Source organism: Maritalea myrionectae, from assembly GCF_003433515.1.
Taxonomy (GTDB): Bacteria; Pseudomonadota; Alphaproteobacteria; order Rhizobiales; family Devosiaceae; genus Maritalea; species Maritalea myrionectae.
On the sequence record NZ_CP021330.1, the window covers coordinates 1,131,752 to 1,153,518 of the forward strand.

Here is a 21,767-nt window from a genome sequence, read left to right on the forward strand (position 1 = left end):
TTATCCCTTCACAGAGCCCGCGGTGAGGCCGCGAATAAAGTATTTACCTGCAACCACATAAACGAGAAGGGTGGGCAATGCGGCGATGATGGCCGCGGCCATATCCACATTGTATTCCTTCACGCCGGTGGTGGCGTTGACGATGTTGTTCAATGCAACGGTGATGGGTTGTGTGCCTGCTTGGCTGAAGGACACACCAAACAGGAAATCATTCCAGATTTGGGTGAACTGCCAAATGACCGTGACCACAATGATGGGCGGCGAAACCGGCAAGAAGATCGAAAAAAAGATCCGGAAGAACCCGGCGCCATCCACCTTGGCCGCTTTCACCAGTTCCTGAGGGATGGTGACGTAGAAATTGCGGAAAAACAGGGTGGTGAAGCCAATGCCATAAACAATATGGACCAACATCAAGCCTGGAATGGTGCCTGCAATTTTCAAGGCGCCAAGTGTGATCGCCATGGGCAACAGCACGACTTGGAACGGAATGAAACAGCCGAACAGCATCAAGGCAAACAAGATGTTTGAGCCTTTAAAGCGCCATTGCGCCAACACATAGCCATTGATCGCCCCCAAAAGGGTTGAGATGGCAACTGCTGGGATGGACAACAGTACCGAATTCCAGAAGTAAGGCTGAAGGCCATTACATTGGATGCCGGTACACGCGCCTGACCACGCCTTTCCCCAGGATGAAAAATCAATCTCTCGTGGCAAGGACAGCAAAGAGCCTGTGCGGATTTCGTCAAGGCTTTTGAGCGAGGTCACAACCATCACAAAAAGCGGCATCAAATAGTAAAGCGCGAACAAGATCAGCAGCGTGTAGAGCCCGAGGCGAAGGGCGATGCGTTTCATCAACCGATTGCGGTTGGCCCGTTCGTCAAGCTGGTGATCGTTCATTGAAAGATCAGTCATGGCGAGGCCTCAGTTCTGAATAAAGGTAGGGCACAATAATGGCGGTCACGATCATCATCATCACCGTCGCGCTGGATGCGGCTTGGCCGATATCGCCCCGCGAGAAGGCCATGGCATACATATAGGTGGCTGGCAGATCAGTGGCATAGCCGGGGCCGCCACCTGTAAGTGCGATAACCAAGTCAAAGCTTTTAATCGCCAAGTGAGACAGGACGATAAAGGAGGACAAGAAGATGGGGGCCATTGAAGGGATGATGATGCTCATATAGATGCGCGGCGTGGAAATGCCATCGACCATGGCGGCGCGAATGATCTCGCCGTCAACCGATCTTAGTCCGGCCAGGAACAGCGCCATCACAAAGCCTGATGACTGCCATACCCCCGCAATCACGACCGTGTAGATCGCTAAATCGGGATTGACGAGCCAATCAAAGGTGAAGTTTTCGAAGCCCATGTCGCGGAATACGGATTCAATGCCCAACCCGGGGTTCAATATCCATTTCCATGCGGTACCCGTCACAATAAAGCTGAGGGCCATGGGATAGAGGTAAATCGTGCGCAATGGGCCCTCAGTGCGGATTTTTTGATCCAGCATAATGGCGAGGATCAGGCCAATTACAGTGGCAAAAAGGATGAAAAGAATGCCAAATATTGCAAGGTTGGTCAGCGCCACTTCCCAGCGTGGGCTGGCGGCGAGCTTTTCATATTGAATGGGGCCAACCAAATCATATTTGGGAAGAAGCCGTGACTTTGTGAAGGAGACATAGGCTGTCCAGCCGATGAAGCCGTACACAAAGACGAAGATGGCGATCAAACTGGGCGCGAGCACCAGCTTGGGAACGTGTTTTTCGAGCCAATCGGTCATTGGTGAACTCCAAGGCCCCCACGCAACATGGATGTTGCGTGGGGGCTGATTAGGGGGAGATTATTGTGACGCAGCAACGGCTTGTGACAGTTGCGCAACGGCATCTTCAGAGCTCATATCTGAGTTGAAGTGTGCTGTAACCACATCGGTCACTGCACCCGCTTGTGCCCCGCGCAGCGCCATGCCGTGGGCATAGCTTGGCAGAAGTGAGCCATTTTCAATCGCATCGCCCAATTCTGCATTCGATTGACGACCACAGAATTCAAACTCGTCCATAGACACATCCAAACGGGCTGGAATTGAGCCTTTGTTCAAGTTGAACACTTTTTGGAAGTTTTTGCCCATTGTGAGCTTGGCCAAGAGTTGCTGACCAGCCTGACGGTCATCGCCATCTACGTTGAAGAACGCAAAGCTATCGACGTTGTATAGGTACGCGCCTCTTGAAGGTGAAGAACAGTAAAAGTCTTCGCCTGGCTCTTTCCCAGCAGCGATAAATTCGCCCTTGGCCCAGTCGCCCATGATTTGGAAGGCGGCTTCGCCATTGATGACCATGGCAGTTGCCAAGTTCCAGTCACGACCGGAGAAGTTGTCATCAACATAACCGCGCAATGTGCGCATTTGATCGAACACTTGCACCATTGTTTCTGATGTCAGCGCGTCTTGATCAAGATCGACCAATGCATCGCGGTAGAATTCTGGGCCACCCAGGCCAACAACAACGGCTTCAAACAAAGTCGCGTCCTGCCAAGCCTGACCACCATGTGCCAATGGCAAAATGCCCATGCCTTGCAGTTTTTCGGCTGCGGCGTTGAACTCGTCCCATGTTTTTGGTGGCTCAATGCCTGCATCTTCCAGGATGCTGGCGTTCGACCAAATCCAATCGATCCGGTGAATGTTTACAGGCGCTGCACAATATTCACCATCACATTTGAGGTGATATTGAATGGCTTCTGGCAACAATTCGTCCCAATTTTCGGCTTCTGCAACATCTTGAATGCTGCCCAAGGCGCCTTCTTCATACCATTCCTGGATAGATGGGCCTTTAAGCTGCACAGCTGTTGGTGCGTTGCCTGACAAAACGCGTGCCCGCAATGCGGTCATTGCGGCATCGCCGCCGCCGCCAGCAACAGGCATGTCTGTCCATGTGCCGCCATTTGCTTCAAACTCTTCCATGAGCACTTTTACCGCAGCAGCTTCGCCGCCAGATGTCCACCAGTGCAACACTTCAGCTTGTGGTTCGGCTTGTGCTGTAGTTGCTGCCATGCCGAGCGCAAACGCGCTTGAGACCAAAAGCATATTTTTCATTGTTTTTCCTCCCGCAAAAAATTTGCTGAACCCGAGACCGCCCCTTTGCGGATCGGGTTTGAACAGTTGCGAGTGCGGCGGCACGATTCACAAGAGGGAACATGCGCTCTACTCGGTTTGGGCCGAAGTTTTTGGCCTCGATTGTTACATGTTGTTACATGGCGGCTTTGCTTGTTACAATTTGTTACCCACAATATGCGACACACACGTGCAATGTGGATAAATGCATTTTGCCAGTTGGGGGGATTTATGACAATTCGGCGTATATTGGTTGTAGATGATGATCCTGATGTGGGCATCATGCTCAAGCAATATTTGACCCGAGAAGGCTATGCGGTGGAAATCGCGCATGACACTGCAACCGCTTTGATTAAGGTGGGACAGCAACGGGTGGATTTGATCTTTTTGGATGTGATGCTGGGTGAGGAATCTGGTTTCGATGTCTGTCAAAAATTGCGCGCTGAAAATGCGGTACCCATCATATTTTTGTCCGCCCTTTCTGCTGATCATCACCGATTGACCGGCTATCAGGTTGGGGGTGACGACTATATCGCAAAGCCTTTCAATCCGGGGTTGTTGCTGGCGCGGGTAAAAGCGGTGTTTCGGCGCACGCAACGCGCCAGTTCCTTGAGCTATCGCCGCGATATTGCAACCTATACATTTGGCAAATGGACCTTTCACGGCGACCGGGAAGAGTTGGTCGATCAGGACGGTGTGGAGACCATTTTGTCTAAGCGGGAAACTGCTTTGCTCAAGGCGTTTTTGGCCAATCCACAAATTGCTTTGACGCGCGAGGAAATCTCCAGTGTGTTGACGGGAGAGGACGCGCCACAGGATAAGCTGGATGCGCAGCAAGGCCGCGCGATCGATGTGTTGGTTGGTCGATTACGCCAGAAAATTGAGCAAAATGCCAAGGCGCCCAAACTGATCAAGACCATGCGTGGGACAGGCTATCAATTGTGTTGCGCGGTGCAACGTCATGAATGAGCCCACGCCGCAAAGCGGCACGTCCAAGACTTTGTCGGCGACCTCCATTTCTTTTGTAATGATGGTTTTTGCTTTTGTCGCGGGGTTGGCAGCAGCCATCTTGTGGGAAAGCTCGAACAGCGCATGGCGCGCACATTTGGACCGGGGCTTTAATGCGGGCGTGGCTCTTTATGGTTTGGTCTCTGAATTGCGCGCCAACCCAGATGGGGTGCTACCTGAAACAGACTTTCAAGTCAGTGTGGTGCGGCCCATGCAGGAAATGCGCAACGGGGTGGAGCAAACGCTTTTCAATGTCTCCAATCGCTTGATTTATGAAACCAGCTTCTCGCTGCGCCAGAGTGGACAGGGCCTGCCTGTGGGCAGCGGGCGCATGGGCATTCGCATTTTTTCGTCCGATGTGCGATATGCGATTGCCGAAGTGCAGAACCCGCAAAGCAAGGGGTTGGCCTATCAGTTTGGCGAAATATCGCGCGGGATTGCCCAAATCTGTTCTGATGCGACCATGTTTATTGAATTGGATGAGACACGTTGGCTCAAAGCGCAGGCGCCGGGGGTTTGGGCCTGCACCGCGCGGCCTGCGGATTATCGCTTGCTTGCTCTTTTGCTCGGCACGCTGGTGATTGGTATTTTGTTCAGTGTGGCGAACGGCTTTTCATTGATGCTGGATCGGCTGGCACGACAAATCTCAAAAGCCGCACGCAGTGGTTTGATTGAAGAAATCCCAGAGCGCGGTGTGGCCGAAGTGCGCCGATTGACCGCTGCGGTGAATGAGTTTTTCAAAAATGAGCATGAGCGCTTGGAACAGCGCGCGCTTTTGATGTCGGGCATCTCCCATGACTTGGGCACGCCTGCAACACGCTTGAAGCTGCGCACGGCCTTGATCGAAGATGATGGATTGCGCGAAAAGCTGGACCGCGACATTGATCAGATGACCGATATGATCGACGGGGTATTGAGCTATACCCGGCACGAAATGGACCAGGAACGGCCAAAGAAAATCTCGCTGCGCTCACTGGTGGAAGCACTTGTCGATGACTATCAGGATGTGGGTGAGCCTGTGCAGTTTGTGGCGCCAGAATTGGTGAATTTAGATCGACCGGGCAGCGTATTTTCACAAACCAGCGAAACCACAAAGCTCTTGTTGCAAGATCATCAACGCGTTCTTTGTCGTTGCAAGCCAAATGCCTTGCGGCGGGCGCTGACCAATTTGATCGATAATGCGATCAAATATGGTGAAAAAGCTGAAGTTCATTTGTTGGCCACGTCCGATCAGGTCACGATTAAGGTCATCGACCATGGCTCACACGTCAGTTTCGACATGCCTGAACGTTTGGTCGAGCCATTTGTGCGGGGTGAAAATGCGAAACTGACCAAGGGAACTGGCCTTGGTTTGACCATCACCAATTCGGTTGTGCGCGGCCATGGGGGCGAGTTGGAATTTGAGCCATTGGCAGATGGATTGTGCGTGACCATGACCCTGCCAAGGTGGATCTGATTTTACAGATTTCTTGTTAACTGGCTGAAATAAAATAGTAAAATTGGTTGGACAAATTTTTTGTATTTCTTATTGACTAATTTTTGAACTGGCTCTACCGTTTTTAAGAACATAGTTTGGCAATGAAGCCCCTCCACTGACCGTAGTCGATCTGCGTTCAGTGGCGGGGCTTTTTTGTTTTGGGGAGGAATGATGTCAACGCAAATTCCGATTGGGCTTTTATTCTCGGTGACGGGTACCGACAAATATATCGGTATCGACGCTTTGGACGGCGCGATGATGGCGCTTGAAGAGGTGAATGCCGATCCCAGTTTTGACTTTGAATTTGTGCCTCATGTACGCGATCCGGGCGACAGTCTGTCGCTGTTCCGTCGCTATGCTGAGGAACTGCTCACCGAACATAATTGCCGCAACATCATCGGCACGGTGACCTCGTCGTCGCGCAAGGAAGTGATCCCGGTGGTGGAAAAGCACGATGCGTTGCTGTGGTATTGCTGCCCTTATGAGGGCTTTGAAAGCTGCGAGAATGTCATCTATATCGGCTCCACGCCAAGCCTTCACATGGTGCCCTTATTCGAATATGTGGTGCCGCGCTTTGGGGCGAATGCCTATATTGTCGGTTCCAACTATATTTGGGGTTGGGAAACGGGGCGGGTGGCCCGCGAGCTGCTCACCGCGTGCCATGGGCAGGTGCATGGCGAACGCTATGTTCCCATCGGTTCGGAAGATATTGGCCGCCTGATCGATGAGATTGAGCAAAAGCGTCCCGATTTTGTCCTCAACAATTTAATCGGCCATTCAAGCTACGCCTTCTTTGAGGCTTATAAGGCATTGGGTGAACGCGACCCGCATTTTCTGCCGGAAAATTGCCCCATCGTCAGCTGCAATATTACGGAAGCAGAAATTGATAGCATCGGGCAAGAACAATTGCTGGGGCATTTAACCACAGCGGTTTATTTCGAAACTCAGCCCAATGCCGAAAACCAATCCATGCTGGATGCGGTGCACCACCGCTATGGCGGCGAACGCCGCGGGTCGACCTATATGGTCTCGAACTATACGGCGATCAAAATGCTGGCTGCCGCGATCAGAGATACGGGAAGCGACGAAGTTGATCCCGTGCGCACCAATTTGCATGCCCGGAGATTTGATACAGCATTGGGGCCCTTGAAAATTGATCAATGGACCAACCATGCGGCCCTGCGGCCAGGGGTTGGTCGGTTTGACGGTTTGGGTTTTGAAATTGTTTCCGCCGCCGATGAGCTGGTTGAGGCTGATCCTTATTTCGTGCATTTCGATGCGAAAGAGTTCGCGCGCAAGATTGCGGAGCAGCAAAAAGTTGCGCCGCATTTGAGGGTGGTGAAATGACCAATTTCAACACCCCAAATTTTAGAGGCTGGCGCGCGGTTATTGTCCACCGCCACAGCGAAAATATGGAGCGGTTGGTACGGCAGTTGGCGCGGTTGGGCATTGAGGCCGAATTGGTCTGGCCCTCACTCGAAGGTGTCGAAAGCGCTGACATTGTGTTCTTCGATGGGGACAACGCTTATGACGGTGTTTTTCCTTGGCCGGAGGGGCATGCGCCGGTGCCGATGATTGCTTTGATGGGGTCGGAGGCGCCGGGGCGGTTGGAGTGGGCTCTGCGCCAAGGTGTTTCCGCCCATCTGCTGAAACCGATCGGTTCCGGTGGTGTGTTCTCCACCCTTGTCTTTGCTGTGGCCAACTTTAACCAGCAGCGTGAGCTGGCGGCTGAAATCACCGAGATGAAATCAAAAGCGCGGTTGCGCCCGAAAGTGGTGCGCACGGTGATTTCAGTGATGCAGCAACACGGGCTGGATGAAGACGCGGCCTACAAGCTGATCCGCGATGAAGCGATGAAACGGCGGCAAAGCGTTGAGGCATTGTGTGAATCTGGATTTTTCGATCCAGGCAATGGGCACCATTCGCCCCCAAAACCAAATAAAAGAAATACGGGTTCAAGGTAATTTATGTCGGTCCTGCGCCAGATTTTAGCCAGACCTTTAGCGGTCTTTGGCCTCCTCATTGTGCTCTTAACAGTGATTTTTGCACTGTTTGCGCCTTGGCTCACCCCTTATGAGCCAGACGCACAAATGTTTGATGGGCTCACTATTGAGGGGGCGCCTTTGCCTCCAAGTGCCAAGTTTTGGCTGGGGACAGACCTGCTGGGGCGCGATCTGTTTTCGCGTCTGGTCTATGGGGCGCAAACCTCACTGATCATCGGCATTGTCGCAAATGGCGCGGCGGTGACCATCGGCGCATTTGTTGGCATCACCGCCGGATTTTTCCGCGGGTGGATCGGCGCAGTTTTGATGCGTTTCACCGATTTGATGATGGCGTTTCCAGCTTTGCTGCTGGCGATTGTGCTGGCCGCGATCTTCAAGCCGAGCCTTTGGATTGTGGCGCTGGTGATTGCCATGGTGAACTGGGTGCAGGTGGCGCGGGTGATCTATTCGCAAGCGGTTTCCCTATCGGAGCGTGATTTCATCACCGCCGAGCGCAGCCTGGGGGCTGGGTCGTGGCGTATTCTTTATCATCACATCCTGCCGCATATGGTGCCCACCTTGCTGGTCTGGTCCACTTTGGGCATTGCCACAACGGTGCTGCTGGAGGCGACGCTCAGCTATCTCGGCGTTGGCGTGCAGCCGCCAATCCCGAGCTGGGGCAATATTATTTTCGAAAATCAAACCTATTTCACCTCGGCGCCTTGGTTGGTGTTCGTGCCCGGTGCGGCGATCGTGATGTTGGCTCTTGGATTTAATCTGGTCGGTGACGCCTTGCGCGACATTCTCGACCCCACATTGAAGGGGAAGAACTAAGATGTACGCTTATGTCATTCGTCGTCTGGTTGAAGCCGCGCTGATCCTTTTGGGCGTTAGCTTTATCACCTTCATTCTGCTTTATCTGGTGCCTGCCGATCCGGCGCGGCAAATTGCGGGCCGGAGTGCGACTGCACAAACCGTTGAAAATATCCGCGAACAATTGGGCCTTAATCTGCCGTTTTACGAGCAATATTGGCGCTATCTGGTCAACTTGCTGCAAGGCGATTTTGGCCGCTCCTACTTGCAAAAATCGGAAGTGGGCGAGCTGATCGCCGCGCGGTTGCCGGCCAGCTTGTTGCTGATGGTGGCCGCCATCTGCACCGAATTGGTGATGGGCGTGATGATCGGCGTCATCGCCGCCATCAAACGCGATACGCCGCTCGATAAGGGCCTGATGGTCTTTTCCTTTGTTGGCGTGTCTGCGCCGCAATTCGTCGTGGGTATTTTGCTGCTCTATGTGTTTGCCGTGCAGTTGCAATGGTTCCCGATCGGGGGCTACGGCACTTTTGCGCACATTGTGTTGCCCGCGCTGACATTGGGTGTGCTGGGCACCGGCTGGTATTCGCGGATGATGCGCTCGTCGCTGATTGATGTGATGACGCAAGATTATATTCGCACGGCGCGTGCCAAAGGCATGCCGCGTATGCGCGTGATTTTCCGCCACGCTTTGCCCAACGCATTTTTGCCGATCATTGCCATGATCGGCATCGATATCGGCTTTTTCATGAGCGGCATTGTGGTGGTGGAATCTGTCTTTGGCTGGCCGGGCATTGGTCAACTCGCGTGGCAAGCCATTCAACGGGTCGACATTCCAATCATCATGGGCGTCACGCTGGTTTCAGCCTGCGCCATTGTTTTGGGCAACTTGGTCGCCGACCTGGTCGCGCCCTTTGTCGATCCAAGAATTAAACTGAAATAACCAAAAAACTTCCAAGAGGAGGGAGGATCTAAAATGAAAATGAGAAATAAACTATTGGCAGGCGTTGCAGCTGTGGCCATGACCATGGGGGCAGGTGGTGCCCTTGCCGACAGCATGGGTGGCAATATCATTGTCACCTATAAAGATGATGTGTCGACGCTTGATCCAGCCATTGGCTATGACTGGCAGAACTGGTCGATGATCAAAAGCCTGTTTGATGGCTTGATGGATTATAAGCCGGGCACAACTGAGTTGGTGCCGGACTTGGCTGAAAGCTACACCATTTCGGATGATGGCTTGGTTTATACCTTCAACTTGAAGCCAGGCGTGAAGTTCCATAATGGCCGTGAGTTTGTGGCCTCTGATGTGAAATATACATTGGATCGGGTGGTCAACCCAACCACACAAAGTCCGGGCGCTGGTTTCTTTGGGGCGATTGATGGCTTTGACGCCGCATCATCTGGTGACGCTGATGGCCTCTCCGGTGTGAAAGTGCTGGATGACCAAACCGTTGAAATTACCTTGTCTCGTCCAGACGCGACGTTCTTGCACGTGATGGCATTGAATTTTGCCCATGTGGTGCCAAAAGAGGCGGTAGATGAACATGGTCAGGATTTCGGCAAGCATCCCGTGGGCACAGGTGCCTATGAGATGACAGACTGGACCTTGGGTCAGCACGTAATCTTCTCACGCTTTGATGATTATCACCATGAAGGATTGCCAAAGCTCGACCAGATTACCTTTGAGGTTGGCCAAGAGCCTATCGTGGCTTTGTTGCGCTTGGAGCGTGGCGAAATCGACATCGCTGGTGATGGCATTCCGCCCGCAAAGTTCCTGGAAGTAACAAGCAATCCTGAATTTGACGGGTCTATTGTTGAAGGTTCGCAGCTGCATACGGGCTATATCACCCTCAACACGCAAATGGCGCCATTCGACAATCTCAAGGTGCGTCAAGCGGTGAACATGGCTGTCAATAAGGACCGCATTGTGCGGATCATTAATGGCCGCGCGGTGCCTGCAAATCAGCCCTTGCCGCCTTTGATGCCTGGCTATGACGAAAGCTATGAAGGCTTTAAGTTTGATCCTGATGCGGCCAAGGCCTTGTTGGCCGAAGCTGGCTTTGCTGACGGGTTCACCACGGAGCTTTATGTGGCCAACACCGATCCGCAGCCGCGGATTGCCCAAGCCATTCAACAGGATTTGTCCAACATTGGCATCAAAGCTGAGATCAAGTCGCTTGCCCAAGCCAACGTGATTGCCGCGGGTGGCGAGAAGGATCAAGCGCCGATGATCTGGTCTGGCGGAATGGCATGGATTGCTGACTTCCCAGATCCCTCTAACTTCTATGGTCCAATTTTGGGCTGTGGCGGTGCCGTGCCGGGCGGTTGGAACTGGTCTTGGTATTGCAATCCAGAGATCGATGAACGTGCGATTGCAGCCGATGCAATGGCCGACCCATCACAAGCGGAAGCGCGGATTGAAGAGTGGAAGAAAATCTTCACTGAAATTCAAGATGAAGCGCCGTGGGTGCCTGTGTTCAACGAACAGCGTTTCACCATTCGCTCCAAGCGTTTGGCCGGGCCTGAAGGTATCTTCGTCGATCCAGTGCACATTCCGGTCCATTATGACCATGTCTATATTTCTGAAGGAAACTAAGGACAAATATTATGTGTAATGCGCCGGATTATACAATCCACCGGCATCACCATCACTTTGGCTGGGACAATTCAATTGTCCCAGTTCAAACTGTTGCGCCGGGCACAACGCTTGAATTTGAGTGTATTGATTCATCTGGCGGGCAAATTACGCCAGAAAGCACGACGGCCGATATCGCCAAGCTCGATTTCGCCAAAATCAATCCCGTATCTGGCCCGATCTTTATTGATGGGGCGGAGCCGGGCGATGCGGTGAAGGTCAAGATTGAAGGTTTCGGTCCGTCTGGCTTCGGTTGGACAGCCAATATCCCAGGCTTTGGTCTGTTGGCGGACCAGTTTGAAGAACCATCTTTGCAGCTTTGGCATTATGACAAAGATAAGTTGGGTACCTCTGCCTATGGGCCGGGTGGCCGAGTGCCGCTCAAGCCATTTGCAGGCACCATCGGTTTGGCCCCTGCAGCACCGGGTGAACATTCGGTTGTGCCACCACGTCGGATGGGGGGCAATCTCGATATCCGTGATTTGGCGGCGGGAACCGAGCTTTATTTGCCAGTGGAAGTTGCTGGGGCGTTGTTCTCTATGGGCGACACCCATGCGGCGCAAGGTGATGGCGAAGTGTGTGGTACGGCGATCGAAAGCCGCATGAACGCCATTGTCACTCTCGATCTGGTGAAGGGGGCGAACCTCAACATGCCACGCTTCACCACGCCGGGGCCCGTGACCAATCATTTGGATCAAAAGGGATATGAAGTGACCACCGGCATCGGCGACAGCTTGATGCAAGGCGCACGTGATGCGCTTTCAGGCATGATCGATTTGTTGTGCGCACAGCACAATATGAATGCGGTTGATGCTTACATGCTGTGTTCGGTTTGCGGCGATTTGCGGATTTCCGAAATTGTCGATCAGCCAAACTGGGTCGTCTCGTTTTATTTCCCTCGAGTCGTATTTGAATAGGATGGTCCCCTTATGGGGCCATCCAAAATTTGGGCAAGTTTATGCAACAGAAATCGCAACCAATTTTGGATGTTCAAAATGTCTCTATTTCGGTGAAAACCGACGAGGGCCTGAAGCAGGTGGTCAATCAATTCACCTATCACGTTAATGCCGGGGAAACCTTGTGCATTGCGGGTGAATCTGGTTCCGGCAAGTCCATTACCTCCCTTGCGACAATGGGGCTCTTGCCCAAATCTTCAGCTATTGTGACGGCTGGTAAAGCCATTTTGGATGGCGAAGATTTGCTGCAAATGCCGGAAAAGCGGCTGGAACATGTGCGCGGCAATGATATTGCCATGATTTTCCAAGAACCGATGACTTCGCTAAATCCGGTGATGACCATTGGTGATCAATTGCGCGAAGTGCTGCGCTTTCACAAAGATATGGATGGTCGTGCTGCCAATGCCCGCTCTTTGGAGATGCTGGAAGCTGTGCGCATGTCGGAGGCGAAGAAGCGGCTGGAGCAATATCCGCATGAGCTTTCTGGCGGTATGCGCCAGCGGGTGATGATCGCCATGTCCCTATTGTGCAGCCCAAAGGTGTTGATTGCGGACGAGCCAACCACGGCGCTGGATGTGACCATTCAGGCGCAAATGTTGTCCCTGATGAAAGAGCTGCAGCGGGAGTTCAATACCGGCTTGATATTAATCACTCACGATATGGGTGTGGTGGCCGAAATGGCTGATCGTGTGTTGGTGGTCAATCGCGGTGAAATGGTAGAAGAGGGCGAGGTCAATTCGATCTTTGCGACCCCCACACAGCCATATACGCAGGATTTACTGGCCGACTTGCCCAAACTTGGGGCGATGAGCGGCACGACGAAAGAGTTAGCTGTGCCTGAAGCGGATCGGCAGGCGGCAAAGGCTCAGCCTTTGTTGCAGGTCAAGGATTTAACCGTTCGATTTGACATCATTGGTGGCGTGTTGCGGCGCCCGGTCAAGCGTGTCCATGCGGTTGAAAAGGTCTCGTTCGATTTGCGGGCAGGGGAAACCTTGTCGCTGGTGGGCGAAAGCGGTTGCGGCAAGTCCACAACAGGGCGGGCATTGCTCAATCTTGTGAAGTGGCAAGGGGACATCCAATTGGGTGGGCGCAGCACCCGCGATTTGTTTGCGCAGGATGAATTGGCCGCTCGGCGGCAAATTCAAATGATTTTCCAAGATCCTTATGCGTCGCTTAACCCGCGCATGAGTGTCGGCGATTTGGTGGGTGAGCCCCTCGTCATCCACCAGATCGGCACCGCCCAGGAACGCAAGGATCGGGTGGCGGATTTGTTCAAACGGGTTGGTCTCTCGCCGGATCAACTTGATCGTTATCCGCATGAGTTTTCGGGCGGGCAACGACAACGCATTTGCATTGCGCGGGCACTCGCACTCAATCCGCAAATCATTGTTGCAGACGAAAGCGTTTCCGCGCTGGACGTAACAGTTCAGGCGCAGGTGCTGGATCTGTTGCAGGAATTGCAGGAAGAAATGGGGCTGTCTTACATCTTTATCTCCCACGACATGGCCGTGGTAGAGCAGGTGAGCCACCGGGTGGCTGTGATGTATATGGGGCAAATTGTGGAAATCGGATCGCGTGAAGCGATTTTTGAAAACCCTGCCCACGACTATACCAAGGCCCTGCTGGAAGCTGTGCCAATACCTGATCCGCAGATTAAGCGGGAGCGCACATTGTTAACCGGTGGCGAGATCCCGAGCCCGGTTCACGGGCTGGATTATCAGCCGCAATATGTTGATTTAAAGCATATCACGGCTGAACATTTTGCTGCCGTTTCGGCTACCGCTTCGGCCCAAGCAAATACCAGATGATCAAGCCGAGAACCGGCATCAACAGAATGATCAAAATCCAAAGTATTTTGGAAACGGTTGAACTGGAGGATTGGGCAACCTTGATGATGGCCCAAATATCAATGATCAAAATAATCAGCCCCAAGAGGCCGCCGACTTCAAAACCCATTCTAATCGTCCTTTCATTTATGTGCGGCGTGGCCTAGGCGCTTGCGGCACTCTTTTTATTGTTGTTGAGGCTTTCCACTACCTCATCCTGCACTAAAATCTGGCGATGAGGGAACGGAATTTCAATGTCCGCGCCGTCCATGGCCTTTTTCACGGCTTCGAGAACGTTCATCCGTGCGTCATAAAAGTCGTCTGTTGAGGTCCACCAGCGGGCACGAAGATTTATGGAGCTATCGGCAAATTCCCATACCCCAATATCTGGCTGCGGATCAGATGAAACGGCCTCCACCGATTTGATGGCCCCCAAAATCGTCTCTTTGGCGTGGTCAATATCGGCGTCATAGGCGATACCGAATTGATAGTCTGTGCGCATAATTGGATCGCGCGTGACAATAGTGAAGGCGTTGGTGAAGACCTCGCCATTGGGGATGGACACATCCTGTCCGTCGAAAGTGCGAATCCAGGTTGAACGTGTCGAAATTTCACGCACGATGCCTTCATACCTGCTTGCTTTTATCCAATCGCCTGCTTTGAAGGGCTGGCGCAACAAAATGATGAGGCCCGCGAGAAAGTTCTGCAAAATATCGCGGAAGGCAAAGCCGATGGCAACTGACCCAACCCCGAGAATCTGGATGAGTTCGGCGGCGCCGACACTGGGCGCAATGATGGCAACGGCAACCAATAGACCGGCAAACACAACCGCCATATAGGCGATGCGGCCCAAGGCAACGCCAACACTTCGATTGGCACGACTGGCGATGATTCTGGTGGTGATTTTCCTGATAAACCCGGCCAAGATCATGATCAGGATGAACACGATCAGGGCAATCAGGATTTGCGGAACCATCGCAAAGAAACCCTGAACCATTTCAGATACAGTATCGATTGACGCATTTGCCTGTTCGACGAGTGGCTCCATATTGATAAACTCCCCAATTGGGCAATTCCTTGCCGTTGGCGGTTTAACGAAAACTGAGTTTATTTGTTCCCTTTCGCTTTAAAAAAAAGTGAAACCCATGCGGATTTATTTGTTCAGTGGGAACTCAATTTTCACCAGAAGGCCATCGTCGTTGAATTTGCGTTCAATCGTGCCGCCCAATTCGCCGCGAATATTTGCGTCAATGAGTTTGGTGCCAAAGCCTTTGTTTTCGGTTGGTGCATCCGCATGTCGTGATTGCTCTTGCCATTCCAAGTGGAGCATTTTTCGCTTCCGCTTGCCGGTCACCTGCCAGTTCACCGAAAGCTTGCCGTCTGCCTCCGAAATGCCCCCATATTTGAGCGCATTGGTTGCCAATTCATGGCACACCAGGCCGATCGCCTGGGTGGCCTGTTCGTTTAACTGCACCTTGGGGCCGTCGATTTGATAATCTTCTGAACTGTCGCCAAAGACTTGTTCAAGCTCGGCTGTGATGAGGGCGTGCAAGTCCGCCCGCTGCCATTTCGAGCGGGTCAGCAAATCTTGAGATTTTGCCATTGCATGCAGGCGAGCGGTGAAGCTTTTGGAGAACTCTTCCATGTTCTCAGCGCCTTTTTCGGTTTGGCGTGCAATGGCCAAGACGCGTGCGATTGAGTTTTTGATGCGGTGCCGCATTTCTTGCAGCATCATCTCTTTTTCTTTTAGCGTTTCTTCAACAACGCGCTTAACTTCATTGGCCTGTCGAATTGCGTTTTGTTGCGCCATGATGGCGACGGCCAAGGCAAAAGCCAACACTGCCGATAAGGTTCCCAATATCATGGAGCTGAGATGGGGAAACTGATTGTAGAATGCATCCGTTTCGTGGGCTTCAATGTTCCAAACGCGTCCAGCAAATTCAAGTTCTCGTGTCACTGTGTAGATTGCGTTTTGCGGTTCAAACGTTGCGGTGGTGAACAGATGCTGTTCATTGTCGGTTGTTCTAAACGCAACCATTGGTGTTTCCTGCCCTGAAAACGCAGCAAGATGCAAATCGCCAGCACGGAATGGCGCATAAACGAAGCCGCGCACATCTTCTTTGACTATGGTCGCGGCGTCGGAGCGGCCGAAGGGCAAATAAACCAAAAAGCCAGCTTGTTTGTTCGCTGTAATTTCCTGCACAAGTTCAACCGGTTTGCTCGCGGCTGCCTCACCAGTTTGCAACGCCCGCATGATGGCCGCGCGGCGCGATGGGTCCTGATACATGTCGTATCCGAGCGCGGCTTTGTTGCGTTCATCTTGCGGCTCCAAAAGCACGATAGGCGTACGATATTCTTGATCTGTTTCGGGCCAAACGGCACGACCGAGGGCGTAGTTGGTGGAGATATCGAGCTGCGCGTCAATCTCGTCGCCGGTTTTAATGAAGCGTGCATAGCCTATGCCTTGGACGCCGGCATATTTGTCATTAATGCCCAGGCCAGCGACAAACTGCTGGAAGGATTTTCCATCCACTTCGCCATTTGTTGCGATGAACAGGGCCCTGGTTGAGGACAGCAGGGCAATATGTTGCCGCAATCGCTCCTGCAACTGATCTATCGCTTCAACCGCGAGAATCTCAAAGCGTTTTTGCTCGGCGTTGACTTCAGCGCGATAGACCACTGTGGTCATGCCGATACCCAGGCTGCTCACAAGCAGGAAAACGAGAAGTGGAAGAAAGCGCTTCATAATTTGTCCAAAGAGGTTGAGCGACAAATTATAAATGCAAATCTGATTTGTCGCAATTTGCTACATATAGCGGATTTAGTATGGCCGGAACAATTGGTTGGTAAAACCGTTATCTCCATATAACCACGAAAGGAGATTGTGATGAGTTGGCAGAATGCTTCAGGAAAATGGGAACAAATCTCGGGTAAGTGGGAACAGTTTAAAGGCGAAGCCCAAATCCAATGGGGCAAGCTCACAGACGATGACCTCGATATTATTGACGGCAACCGCAAAAAGCTTGTGGGGAAGTTGCAGGAAAAATATGGCAAAGCTGAGGAAGAGGCAGAAGAAGAAATTGACCTCTGGCTCGTGAATTCCCGCTTGGAAGAGCACTAGTCGCTGACGCGACCCCATTTGAAAACGACTGCGATGGCGACCATTTAGGTCGCCATTATGCGTTTGAGGGGAAGCTGATCGAATATCTAATGCAATCTTCGGAGAAGGCATAATCTGCTTTTCCTGAAACCGCGTTGGGCACAACGCGTTCAAGGATCGTGCTCCCAAACCGCTTGTGTTGTTCACTCGGTTTTTCGGTTCTCGTCTGAGGTTCCACCCAAGTCAGCGTAAGTGTTGGCGTTGTGCTTTGCACTTGCTGGAGTTTGGCGCAGACTTTAATTTTTGCGTTTTGGCGGACAAAATCACCATAATTGACGGCGTTTGAGAGCAGTTCATGCAATGCCAGGCCGATGTGCACGGTGGCATTGGGGCTGATGAGGACATCTTCGCCTTCAAATTGAACTAGCTTTTTGACCTGCAGGGGAAAATAATTCAATTGGCGTTCCAGCAAGTCTTTAAGGCTGGCCCCCTGCCAATCGGTTTCCATGATTGAATCTTGGGCCAATGCGAGGCTTTGAAGTCGGCCGTGAAAGCTTTCCACAAAACGTTCCAGATTGGGGGCGTAGCGGGCGGTTTGCGACGCGACACTTTGAATGATGGCCATCAGGTTTTTGGATCGATGGCTAACCTCTTTGAGCAAGGTGCGAAGGGTTTTTTCGCGCCGCCGTTCATCAGTTAAATCATTCACTGTTGTGAAAATCTGGCGCCCGTTTTCGCGGTCAAATACAAGTTCGACCAAGAAGTGATAGGTGCGCCCGCGCTCATCGACCCACTCGAACTCGCGCTTTTGACCTGTCTCAAATATCGCTTTTTTCACCTCGGTGAGTTTTTTACCAAGTTCTTGGCCAAAAATGCTGAGGTCTGTGGGGGGGTCGTCCGACCCTGGGGACATCCAGTCAGTCGGCAGGTTGGCAATGTAGTGGTAGTCAAAATTAGCGTCCTGTAGCGTCACACAAACGCCGGAACGAACAAGGGCAAATGTCAGATAGTCCCGTTGCCTGGCCTTGTCTGTTTCTTGCCGTTCCCAAGTTAGCGAATGTCTGTGCATAAAGAACTCTTGAAATGATGAACAGGCGGCGCTTCAGCGCCACCTGTGTGAATTTCTTCGACTAAGGCTTCCTTCGGACAAATCCGGTGATCACAGAAATGATCAGGAAGATCAAGAACAAATAGAACAATATTTGTGCGATACCTGCCGACGCGCCCGCGATTCCGGAGAAACCAAATATACCTGAGATGACAGCTACAGCCAAAAAGATCAGAGCATAATATAACATGTTTTCTCTCCTTTTGTTACTGTACAGTCAACGTATCTAGGCAGATTTAGTTCCCTTTTCTGCGCTGTGATCTTCAAAAAACAGTGCCTGGCTAATCAAAGCCTTGACGGTTTCTTCCCGGAAAGGCTTGGTGACAAGGAATGTAGGTTCCGGGCGTTCACCGGTGAGCAGCCGCTCAGGATAAGCGGTGATAAAGATCACCGGAAGTGCATCTTTCGCCAGGATTTCATTCACTGCATCGATGCCTGAACTGCCATCGGCCAACTGAATGTCGGCCAGAACAATGCCGGGCCGTTCTTTGGCAAAAAGCTCCCGTGCCTCGTCGTGAGTGCGGGCAATGCCGGTGACCGAGTGGCCAAGATCATCAACCAATTGTTCAATATCCATGGCAATGAGCGGTTCGTCTTCGATGATCATCACACGGGTTGTGACCTGACGGGCGATATCCTGGTGTGCTTGATCAAGAAGCACAAGAACGTTTGCGCGATCCGTTTCGAGGATTTCGGCAATCTCATCATGGTCGAATTCTTCTACACTGTGGAGCAAGAACGCGTTGCGTGCTGTTGACGGTATTGCAGCCAAATTGGCGCTCGCGCGTTGTTCCCAACTATAGGGGCTGTCCATATCGTGCATTTTTACATCTGTAGATTGGTGTAGCATGCAGAACAGTTTGTAGATTGCGACTTTGTCGTTTGAAGCCTCAGGAAAGCTGTTCACGTCTTCAATAAGTGTTTCCAACACCAAGGCGACATAGGCATCACCAGATGATTGCGAACCAGTCGTTGCGCGCGCGAACCGTCTCAGATAGGGCAAATGAGCCGCGATGCGAGTGGATAGTGACATAAATTTCTCCAATCCCCAGAACAGGTGTACTCTGTCTAAAACGCAGGTCGACAAAAAGAGTTCCATTCGTCTGGAACTTTTTTTGTGGTTCGGCGTTGAGTATACATGACTACGTAGTTTCGAAAAATAGGTCGACCAAATGACAAAAAATGCCAGCAAAAATGGCGGAGATTTGAGCGGAGGAATCACAGACTCCGCAGATGGAAGTGAAATGATCTCGGAAAAACTCAAACAGCTATACGATTCCGTTTGCGATGAGGGTATTTCTGACCGATTTCTTGATCTGTTGGAAAAACTCGATGCGGCGGAGAAAAATTCCTCAGATGATGGGCAATCTTCATGAACGCAACCTCAAAAACAGACCCATTTAAGCGGGAGCTCTTAGGTTGTTTGCCGGGCTTGCGTGGCTTTGCCATATCGCTGATCGGGCGCCATGATCGAGCAGACGATTTGGTGCAGGACACAATTGTCAAAGCATGGGCGAATAAAACAAAATTCGAACCCGGCACCAATATGAAGGCTTGGCTGTTCACCATTTTGCGCAACGAATTCTATTCGCAAATGCGCAAAAAGGGGCGTGAGGTGCAAGACACAGATGGTGTGTTCACGGACTCAATGTCCACGCACGCCGCACAACAAGGCTCCATGGATTTGCACGATTTTAAAAAGGCGCTTGCCCAATTGCCTGATGATCAGCGCGAAGCGATTGTTTTGGTTGGCGCGTCTGGTTTGTCTTATGAAGAGGCCGCAGAAATCTGTGAGTGTGCGATTGGCACCATCAAAAGTCGCGTCAATCGAGCGCGCGAGAAGTTGAAGGAAATCTTGGGTGTGTCTGGACACCGAGATTATGGGCCCGACCCTACCACTACAGCGGCAGTGACAAAGTCGCCAAGGATCCTTTAGTCGTCAAATATATGGTGTGGGAAAGCAGGGAAGGTACCCTGCTTTTTTATGTCTAAGGCAGCAAAAAGGGCCGGCAAAATTGCCGACCCCAAACCCTAGATCTATTTTATCGGATGCTATTCGCTGGCTGTTGCCCGCAACATCCAAATGGCTTTTTCGTGGAATGTTAGCCGCGCCGTCATCAGGTCCTCTGTGACGACATCTTTGTTGTCGCCAGCCTTTTCAGCCGCATCGCGCATCTTGCGGGCAATCGCCTCGTGCTCGGCAATCAAATCCTGCACCATGTCGATGGCAGTCAGGTTTTCGACGTCCTTGCCCTCTGGCGCAAATGTTGACGCGTTATTGATGTTGTATGGGGCGACATTGCCCAATGCACGTACACGCTCGGCGATCACATCAATGGCCTCAAACAGGTCCTTATAATGTTCCTCTGTGAGTTCATGCAGCGGCTTAAACAAGGGGCCAACCACGTTCCAGTGGTAAATATGGCTCTTGACCATCAAGCGATAGCTCTCGCTCAAAATCTCCGATAGTGTTTTGGAAATATCCTTCCGAAAGCCCTCATCGAGGCCGGTATTGATGTCCTCTGAAGTTGATTTGGCGTTCATAATTGAAGAAACATTTGACATGTTTTTCCCCTTTCGTTGAAGGCTTACTTTATAATTTGCGGCGCCAAAACACTGGCGCCCGCGCTTAGTGGAAAAACGATTGAGCTGCTTGAATGTTCCTGAATTATCCAGGTTTTTGCGGTTTTTTGTTTTCGGTTACGCCGGTGTGCGCGGCCAGGTTTTGTATGACTGTCGTCATGATGAGCAGCATGGGAACAGCGATGAAACCGCCCAGTGGGCCCCATGCCCAAATCCAGAATGTGATGGCGAAAAATACCAGAAACGGATTGAGTGTCATCGCGCGGCCCAAAATACTGGGGGTGATAATCTGCGCTTCAATGCCATTAATGATGGTGTAAATGATCACCGGGATCAGCGCGGCATTTACTGTGTCAAACGTTACCAGGCCAACGCCGAACAATGTGGCCATCATAATGACCGGTCCGATATAGGTGATGTAGTTCATCAATCCGGCCAACATGCCCCACAAAAATGGTGCGGGGATGCCAACAGCCCACAGCGCAAATGATATGGTGAGCCCCAAGCCGATATTGATAAAGGTGATGGACAGCAAATAGCGGGAAATGAACTGCTCGACTTCATCAAAAATAACGGCAAATGTTGTGCGGGAGCTGTTTGTTGCGAACAATCCGATGATAAAGGATTTGATCTGCTCCCGCGTCGCGATGAAAAAGTAAAGACTAACCAAAAAGATCAGTATCTGCGCGAGCGCTGTTGGCGCTGAAACGGCAACGGTCTTAATGGGTGAGCCCTCTTCGACTTGCACCACCATATCGGCCGATTGGCTGGTAAATTTATCGAGTTGCTCACGCGCGCCCTCAATGGCAGACATCATGCCTTGCCAATCGGCCAAGATACCCTGAAGTTTGTACCACAGCTCAGGTAGGCGGGATATCCAGCCAGATAGTGGAAGGATAAAAGCCGTGAGCATGGTCATGATGATCAGGAAAAAGATAAGCACGACAGCGCCGCCAGAAATGACGGGCGGCACGCCAAATCGTTCAATTCGATCAGCGAGCGGGCCGAACATAAGCCCAATCACGATCGAAGACACAAGTGGTGCGAGAATAACTTGCCCCCAAATAAGCATTGTCGACAACGCCAATATGATGACTAGGCTGTAGGCCGCCAATTGCAAAAGGCTAATCATCCAGGGGGCGACTTGCAGTTTATCAAAGCGCGATGACATGGGGC

General features: G+C 51.8%; 23 protein-coding genes. 12 read left to right on the forward strand and 11 right to left on the reverse strand.

Features of this window, described 5'->3' with window-relative positions; genetic code table 11:
• The 3 genes from MXMO3_RS05470 to MXMO3_RS05480 are packed head-to-tail and all read right to left on the reverse strand — an operon-like array spanning position 1 to position 3,082.
• A complete protein-coding gene (locus MXMO3_RS05470) occupies positions 1–852 on the reverse strand; it encodes a carbohydrate ABC transporter permease (RefSeq protein WP_205468121.1) in 852 nt (283 codons plus the stop codon).
• A 52-nt stretch (positions 853–904) separates the two neighbouring features.
• Positions 905–1,777 (reverse strand): carbohydrate ABC transporter permease, encoded by an 873-nt coding sequence (locus tag MXMO3_RS05475; RefSeq protein WP_027834711.1) that lies wholly within the window; start codon positions 1,775–1,777, stop codon positions 905–907.
• A gap of 60 nt (positions 1,778–1,837) precedes the next feature.
• Complete coding sequence (locus MXMO3_RS05480; RefSeq protein WP_027834710.1) at positions 1,838–3,082, reverse strand: ABC transporter substrate-binding protein; 1,245 nt, start codon at positions 3,080–3,082, stop codon at positions 1,838–1,840.
• A gap of 249 nt (positions 3,083–3,331) precedes the next feature.
• Here MXMO3_RS05480 and MXMO3_RS05485 point away from each other — a divergent pair, with 249 nt between their 5' ends.
• The 9 genes from MXMO3_RS05485 to MXMO3_RS05525 all read left to right on the forward strand — a co-directional run bounded on the left by MXMO3_RS05485 (position 3,332) and on the right by MXMO3_RS05525 (position 13,782).
• A complete protein-coding gene (locus tag MXMO3_RS05485; protein WP_027834709.1) occupies positions 3,332–4,069 on the forward strand; it encodes a response regulator transcription factor in 738 nt (245 codons plus the stop codon).
• The gene (locus MXMO3_RS05490) at positions 4,062–5,564 is read left to right on the forward strand and encodes a sensor histidine kinase (protein WP_117395213.1); all 1,503 of its coding nucleotides are present in this window, start codon (positions 4,062–4,064) and stop codon (positions 5,562–5,564) included. Before MXMO3_RS05485 ends, MXMO3_RS05490 begins: the two co-directional genes overlap by 8 nt.
• A 192-nt stretch (positions 5,565–5,756) precedes the next feature.
• Positions 5,757–6,932, forward strand: a complete 1,176-nt coding sequence (locus MXMO3_RS05495) for a transporter substrate-binding domain-containing protein (RefSeq protein ID WP_027834707.1) — start codon at positions 5,757–5,759, stop codon at positions 6,930–6,932.
• Positions 6,929–7,549, forward strand: coding sequence for an ANTAR domain-containing response regulator (locus tag MXMO3_RS05500; protein ID WP_117395214.1), 621 nt, complete (start codon positions 6,929–6,931; stop codon positions 7,547–7,549). The genes MXMO3_RS05495 and MXMO3_RS05500 overlap by 4 nt, the downstream gene beginning before the upstream one ends.
• Before the next feature lie 3 nt (positions 7,550–7,552).
• Positions 7,553–8,401: an ABC transporter permease gene (locus MXMO3_RS05505; protein ID WP_117395215.1), complete on the forward strand. Its 849-nt coding sequence runs from the start codon at positions 7,553–7,555 to the stop codon at positions 8,399–8,401.
• A 1-nt stretch (position 8,402) separates the two neighbouring features.
• Positions 8,403–9,323, forward strand: a complete 921-nt coding sequence (locus MXMO3_RS05510) for an ABC transporter permease (protein ID WP_027834705.1) — start codon at positions 8,403–8,405, stop codon at positions 9,321–9,323.
• Between the two features lie 39 nt (positions 9,324–9,362).
• Positions 9,363–10,979, forward strand: a complete 1,617-nt coding sequence (locus MXMO3_RS05515; RefSeq protein WP_117395216.1) for an ABC transporter substrate-binding protein — start codon at positions 9,363–9,365, stop codon at positions 10,977–10,979.
• Positions 10,980–10,990: 11 nt separating this feature from the next.
• A complete protein-coding gene (locus MXMO3_RS05520; protein WP_027834703.1) occupies positions 10,991–11,935 on the forward strand; it encodes an acetamidase/formamidase family protein in 945 nt (314 codons plus the stop codon).
• Positions 11,936–11,976: 41 nt separating this feature from the next.
• Complete coding sequence (locus MXMO3_RS05525; protein WP_117395217.1) at positions 11,977–13,782, forward strand: ABC transporter ATP-binding protein; 1,806 nt, start codon at positions 11,977–11,979, stop codon at positions 13,780–13,782.
• Here the strand turns inward: MXMO3_RS05525 and MXMO3_RS05530 are convergent.
• The 3 genes from MXMO3_RS05530 to MXMO3_RS05540 form a co-directional block, all read right to left on the reverse strand.
• The gene (locus tag MXMO3_RS05530) at positions 13,751–13,930 is read right to left on the reverse strand and encodes a PLDc N-terminal domain-containing protein (protein ID WP_027834701.1); all 180 of its coding nucleotides are present in this window, start codon (positions 13,928–13,930) and stop codon (positions 13,751–13,753) included. The two genes, MXMO3_RS05525 and MXMO3_RS05530, sit on opposite strands and share 32 nt — an antisense overlap.
• A gap of 33 nt (positions 13,931–13,963) precedes the next feature.
• A complete protein-coding gene (locus MXMO3_RS05535) occupies positions 13,964–14,848 on the reverse strand; it encodes a mechanosensitive ion channel family protein (protein ID WP_117395218.1) in 885 nt (294 codons plus the stop codon).
• Positions 14,849–14,953: 105 nt separating this feature from the next.
• Positions 14,954–16,546, reverse strand: a complete 1,593-nt coding sequence (locus MXMO3_RS05540; protein ID WP_117395219.1) for a CHASE domain-containing protein — start codon at positions 16,544–16,546, stop codon at positions 14,954–14,956.
• A 141-nt stretch (positions 16,547–16,687) separates the two neighbouring features.
• Between MXMO3_RS05540 and MXMO3_RS05545 the strand changes: the two genes are divergently transcribed.
• On the forward strand, positions 16,688–16,921 hold the full coding sequence (locus MXMO3_RS05545) for a CsbD family protein (protein ID WP_036221783.1): 234 nt from the start codon (positions 16,688–16,690) through the stop codon (positions 16,919–16,921).
• A gap of 55 nt (positions 16,922–16,976) precedes the next feature.
• Here the strand turns inward: MXMO3_RS05545 and MXMO3_RS05550 are convergent, their stop codons facing one another.
• The 3 genes from MXMO3_RS05550 to MXMO3_RS05560 all read right to left on the reverse strand — a co-directional run bounded on the left by MXMO3_RS05550 (position 16,977) and on the right by MXMO3_RS05560 (position 19,041).
• A complete protein-coding gene (locus MXMO3_RS05550; RefSeq protein WP_027834698.1) occupies positions 16,977–17,969 on the reverse strand; it encodes a sensor histidine kinase in 993 nt (330 codons plus the stop codon).
• A 61-nt stretch (positions 17,970–18,030) separates the two neighbouring features.
• Entirely contained in the window at positions 18,031–18,198 is a 168-nt protein-coding gene (locus MXMO3_RS05555; protein WP_027834697.1) for a DUF1328 domain-containing protein, read from the reverse strand.
• A 36-nt stretch (positions 18,199–18,234) separates the two neighbouring features.
• Positions 18,235–19,041, reverse strand: a complete 807-nt coding sequence (locus MXMO3_RS05560) for a response regulator (protein ID WP_117395220.1) — start codon at positions 19,039–19,041, stop codon at positions 18,235–18,237.
• A gap of 139 nt (positions 19,042–19,180) precedes the next feature.
• On the opposite strand from MXMO3_RS05560, the gene MXMO3_RS05565 reads away from it, so the two are divergent.
• On the forward strand, positions 19,181–19,384 hold the full coding sequence (locus MXMO3_RS05565) for a NepR family anti-sigma factor (protein WP_051213566.1): 204 nt from the start codon (positions 19,181–19,183) through the stop codon (positions 19,382–19,384).
• Positions 19,381–19,944 (forward strand): sigma-70 family RNA polymerase sigma factor, encoded by a 564-nt coding sequence (locus MXMO3_RS05570; RefSeq protein ID WP_027834695.1) that lies wholly within the window; start codon positions 19,381–19,383, stop codon positions 19,942–19,944. The genes MXMO3_RS05565 and MXMO3_RS05570 overlap by 4 nt, the downstream gene beginning before the upstream one ends.
• 116 nt (positions 19,945–20,060) lie before the next feature.
• On the opposite strand, the gene MXMO3_RS05575 is transcribed toward MXMO3_RS05570, so the two are convergent.
• Together MXMO3_RS05575 and MXMO3_RS05580 are read right to left on the reverse strand one after the other, a co-directional pair.
• On the reverse strand, positions 20,061–20,573 hold the full coding sequence (locus MXMO3_RS05575; protein ID WP_117395221.1) for a Dps family protein: 513 nt from the start codon (positions 20,571–20,573) through the stop codon (positions 20,061–20,063).
• A 103-nt stretch (positions 20,574–20,676) separates the two neighbouring features.
• Positions 20,677–21,762 carry an AI-2E family transporter gene (locus MXMO3_RS05580; RefSeq protein WP_117395222.1) on the reverse strand — a complete coding sequence of 362 codons (1,086 nt, stop codon included), beginning with the start codon at positions 21,760–21,762 and terminating at the stop codon, positions 20,677–20,679.
• Positions 21,763–21,767 lie beyond the last annotated feature (5 nt).

Coding starts and splice junctions, on each gene's coding strand:
- MXMO3_RS05530 (WP_027834701.1), bottom strand. CDS start 13,930: ATGGGTTTTGAAGTCGGCGGCCTCTTGGGGCTGATTATTTTGATCATT.
- MXMO3_RS05550 (WP_027834698.1), bottom strand. CDS start 17,969: ATGCACAGACATTCGCTAACTTGGGAACGGCAAGAAACAGACAAGGCC.
- MXMO3_RS05565 (WP_051213566.1), top strand. CDS start 19,181: ATGACAAAAAATGCCAGCAAAAATGGCGGAGATTTGAGCGGAGGAATC.
- MXMO3_RS05490 (WP_117395213.1), top strand. CDS start 4,062: ATGAATGAGCCCACGCCGCAAAGCGGCACGTCCAAGACTTTGTCGGCG.
- MXMO3_RS05575 (WP_117395221.1), bottom strand. CDS start 20,573: ATGTCAAATGTTTCTTCAATTATGAACGCCAAATCAACTTCAGAGGAC.
- MXMO3_RS05520 (WP_027834703.1), top strand. CDS start 10,991: ATGTGTAATGCGCCGGATTATACAATCCACCGGCATCACCATCACTTT.
- MXMO3_RS05555 (WP_027834697.1), bottom strand. CDS start 18,198: ATGTTATATTATGCTCTGATCTTTTTGGCTGTAGCTGTCATCTCAGGT.
- MXMO3_RS05540 (WP_117395219.1), bottom strand. CDS start 16,546: ATGAAGCGCTTTCTTCCACTTCTCGTTTTCCTGCTTGTGAGCAGCCTG.
- MXMO3_RS05480 (WP_027834710.1), bottom strand. CDS start 3,082: ATGAAAAATATGCTTTTGGTCTCAAGCGCGTTTGCGCTCGGCATGGCA.
- MXMO3_RS05580 (WP_117395222.1), bottom strand. CDS start 21,762: ATGTCATCGCGCTTTGATAAACTGCAAGTCGCCCCCTGGATGATTAGC.
- MXMO3_RS05525 (WP_117395217.1), top strand. CDS start 11,977: ATGCAACAGAAATCGCAACCAATTTTGGATGTTCAAAATGTCTCTATT.
- MXMO3_RS05560 (WP_117395220.1), bottom strand. CDS start 19,041: ATGTCACTATCCACTCGCATCGCGGCTCATTTGCCCTATCTGAGACGG.
- MXMO3_RS05500 (WP_117395214.1), top strand. CDS start 6,929: ATGACCAATTTCAACACCCCAAATTTTAGAGGCTGGCGCGCGGTTATT.
- MXMO3_RS05485 (WP_027834709.1), top strand. CDS start 3,332: ATGACAATTCGGCGTATATTGGTTGTAGATGATGATCCTGATGTGGGC.
- MXMO3_RS05545 (WP_036221783.1), top strand. CDS start 16,688: ATGAGTTGGCAGAATGCTTCAGGAAAATGGGAACAAATCTCGGGTAAG.
- MXMO3_RS05535 (WP_117395218.1), bottom strand. CDS start 14,848: ATGGAGCCACTCGTCGAACAGGCAAATGCGTCAATCGATACTGTATCT.
- MXMO3_RS05475 (WP_027834711.1), bottom strand. CDS start 1,777: ATGACCGATTGGCTCGAAAAACACGTTCCCAAGCTGGTGCTCGCGCCC.
- MXMO3_RS05515 (WP_117395216.1), top strand. CDS start 9,363: ATGAGAAATAAACTATTGGCAGGCGTTGCAGCTGTGGCCATGACCATG.
- MXMO3_RS05505 (WP_117395215.1), top strand. CDS start 7,553: ATGTCGGTCCTGCGCCAGATTTTAGCCAGACCTTTAGCGGTCTTTGGC.
- MXMO3_RS05470 (WP_205468121.1), bottom strand. CDS start 852: ATGAAACGCATCGCCCTTCGCCTCGGGCTCTACACGCTGCTGATCTTG.
- MXMO3_RS05570 (WP_027834695.1), top strand. CDS start 19,381: ATGAACGCAACCTCAAAAACAGACCCATTTAAGCGGGAGCTCTTAGGT.
- MXMO3_RS05495 (WP_027834707.1), top strand. CDS start 5,757: ATGTCAACGCAAATTCCGATTGGGCTTTTATTCTCGGTGACGGGTACC.
- MXMO3_RS05510 (WP_027834705.1), top strand. CDS start 8,403: ATGTACGCTTATGTCATTCGTCGTCTGGTTGAAGCCGCGCTGATCCTT.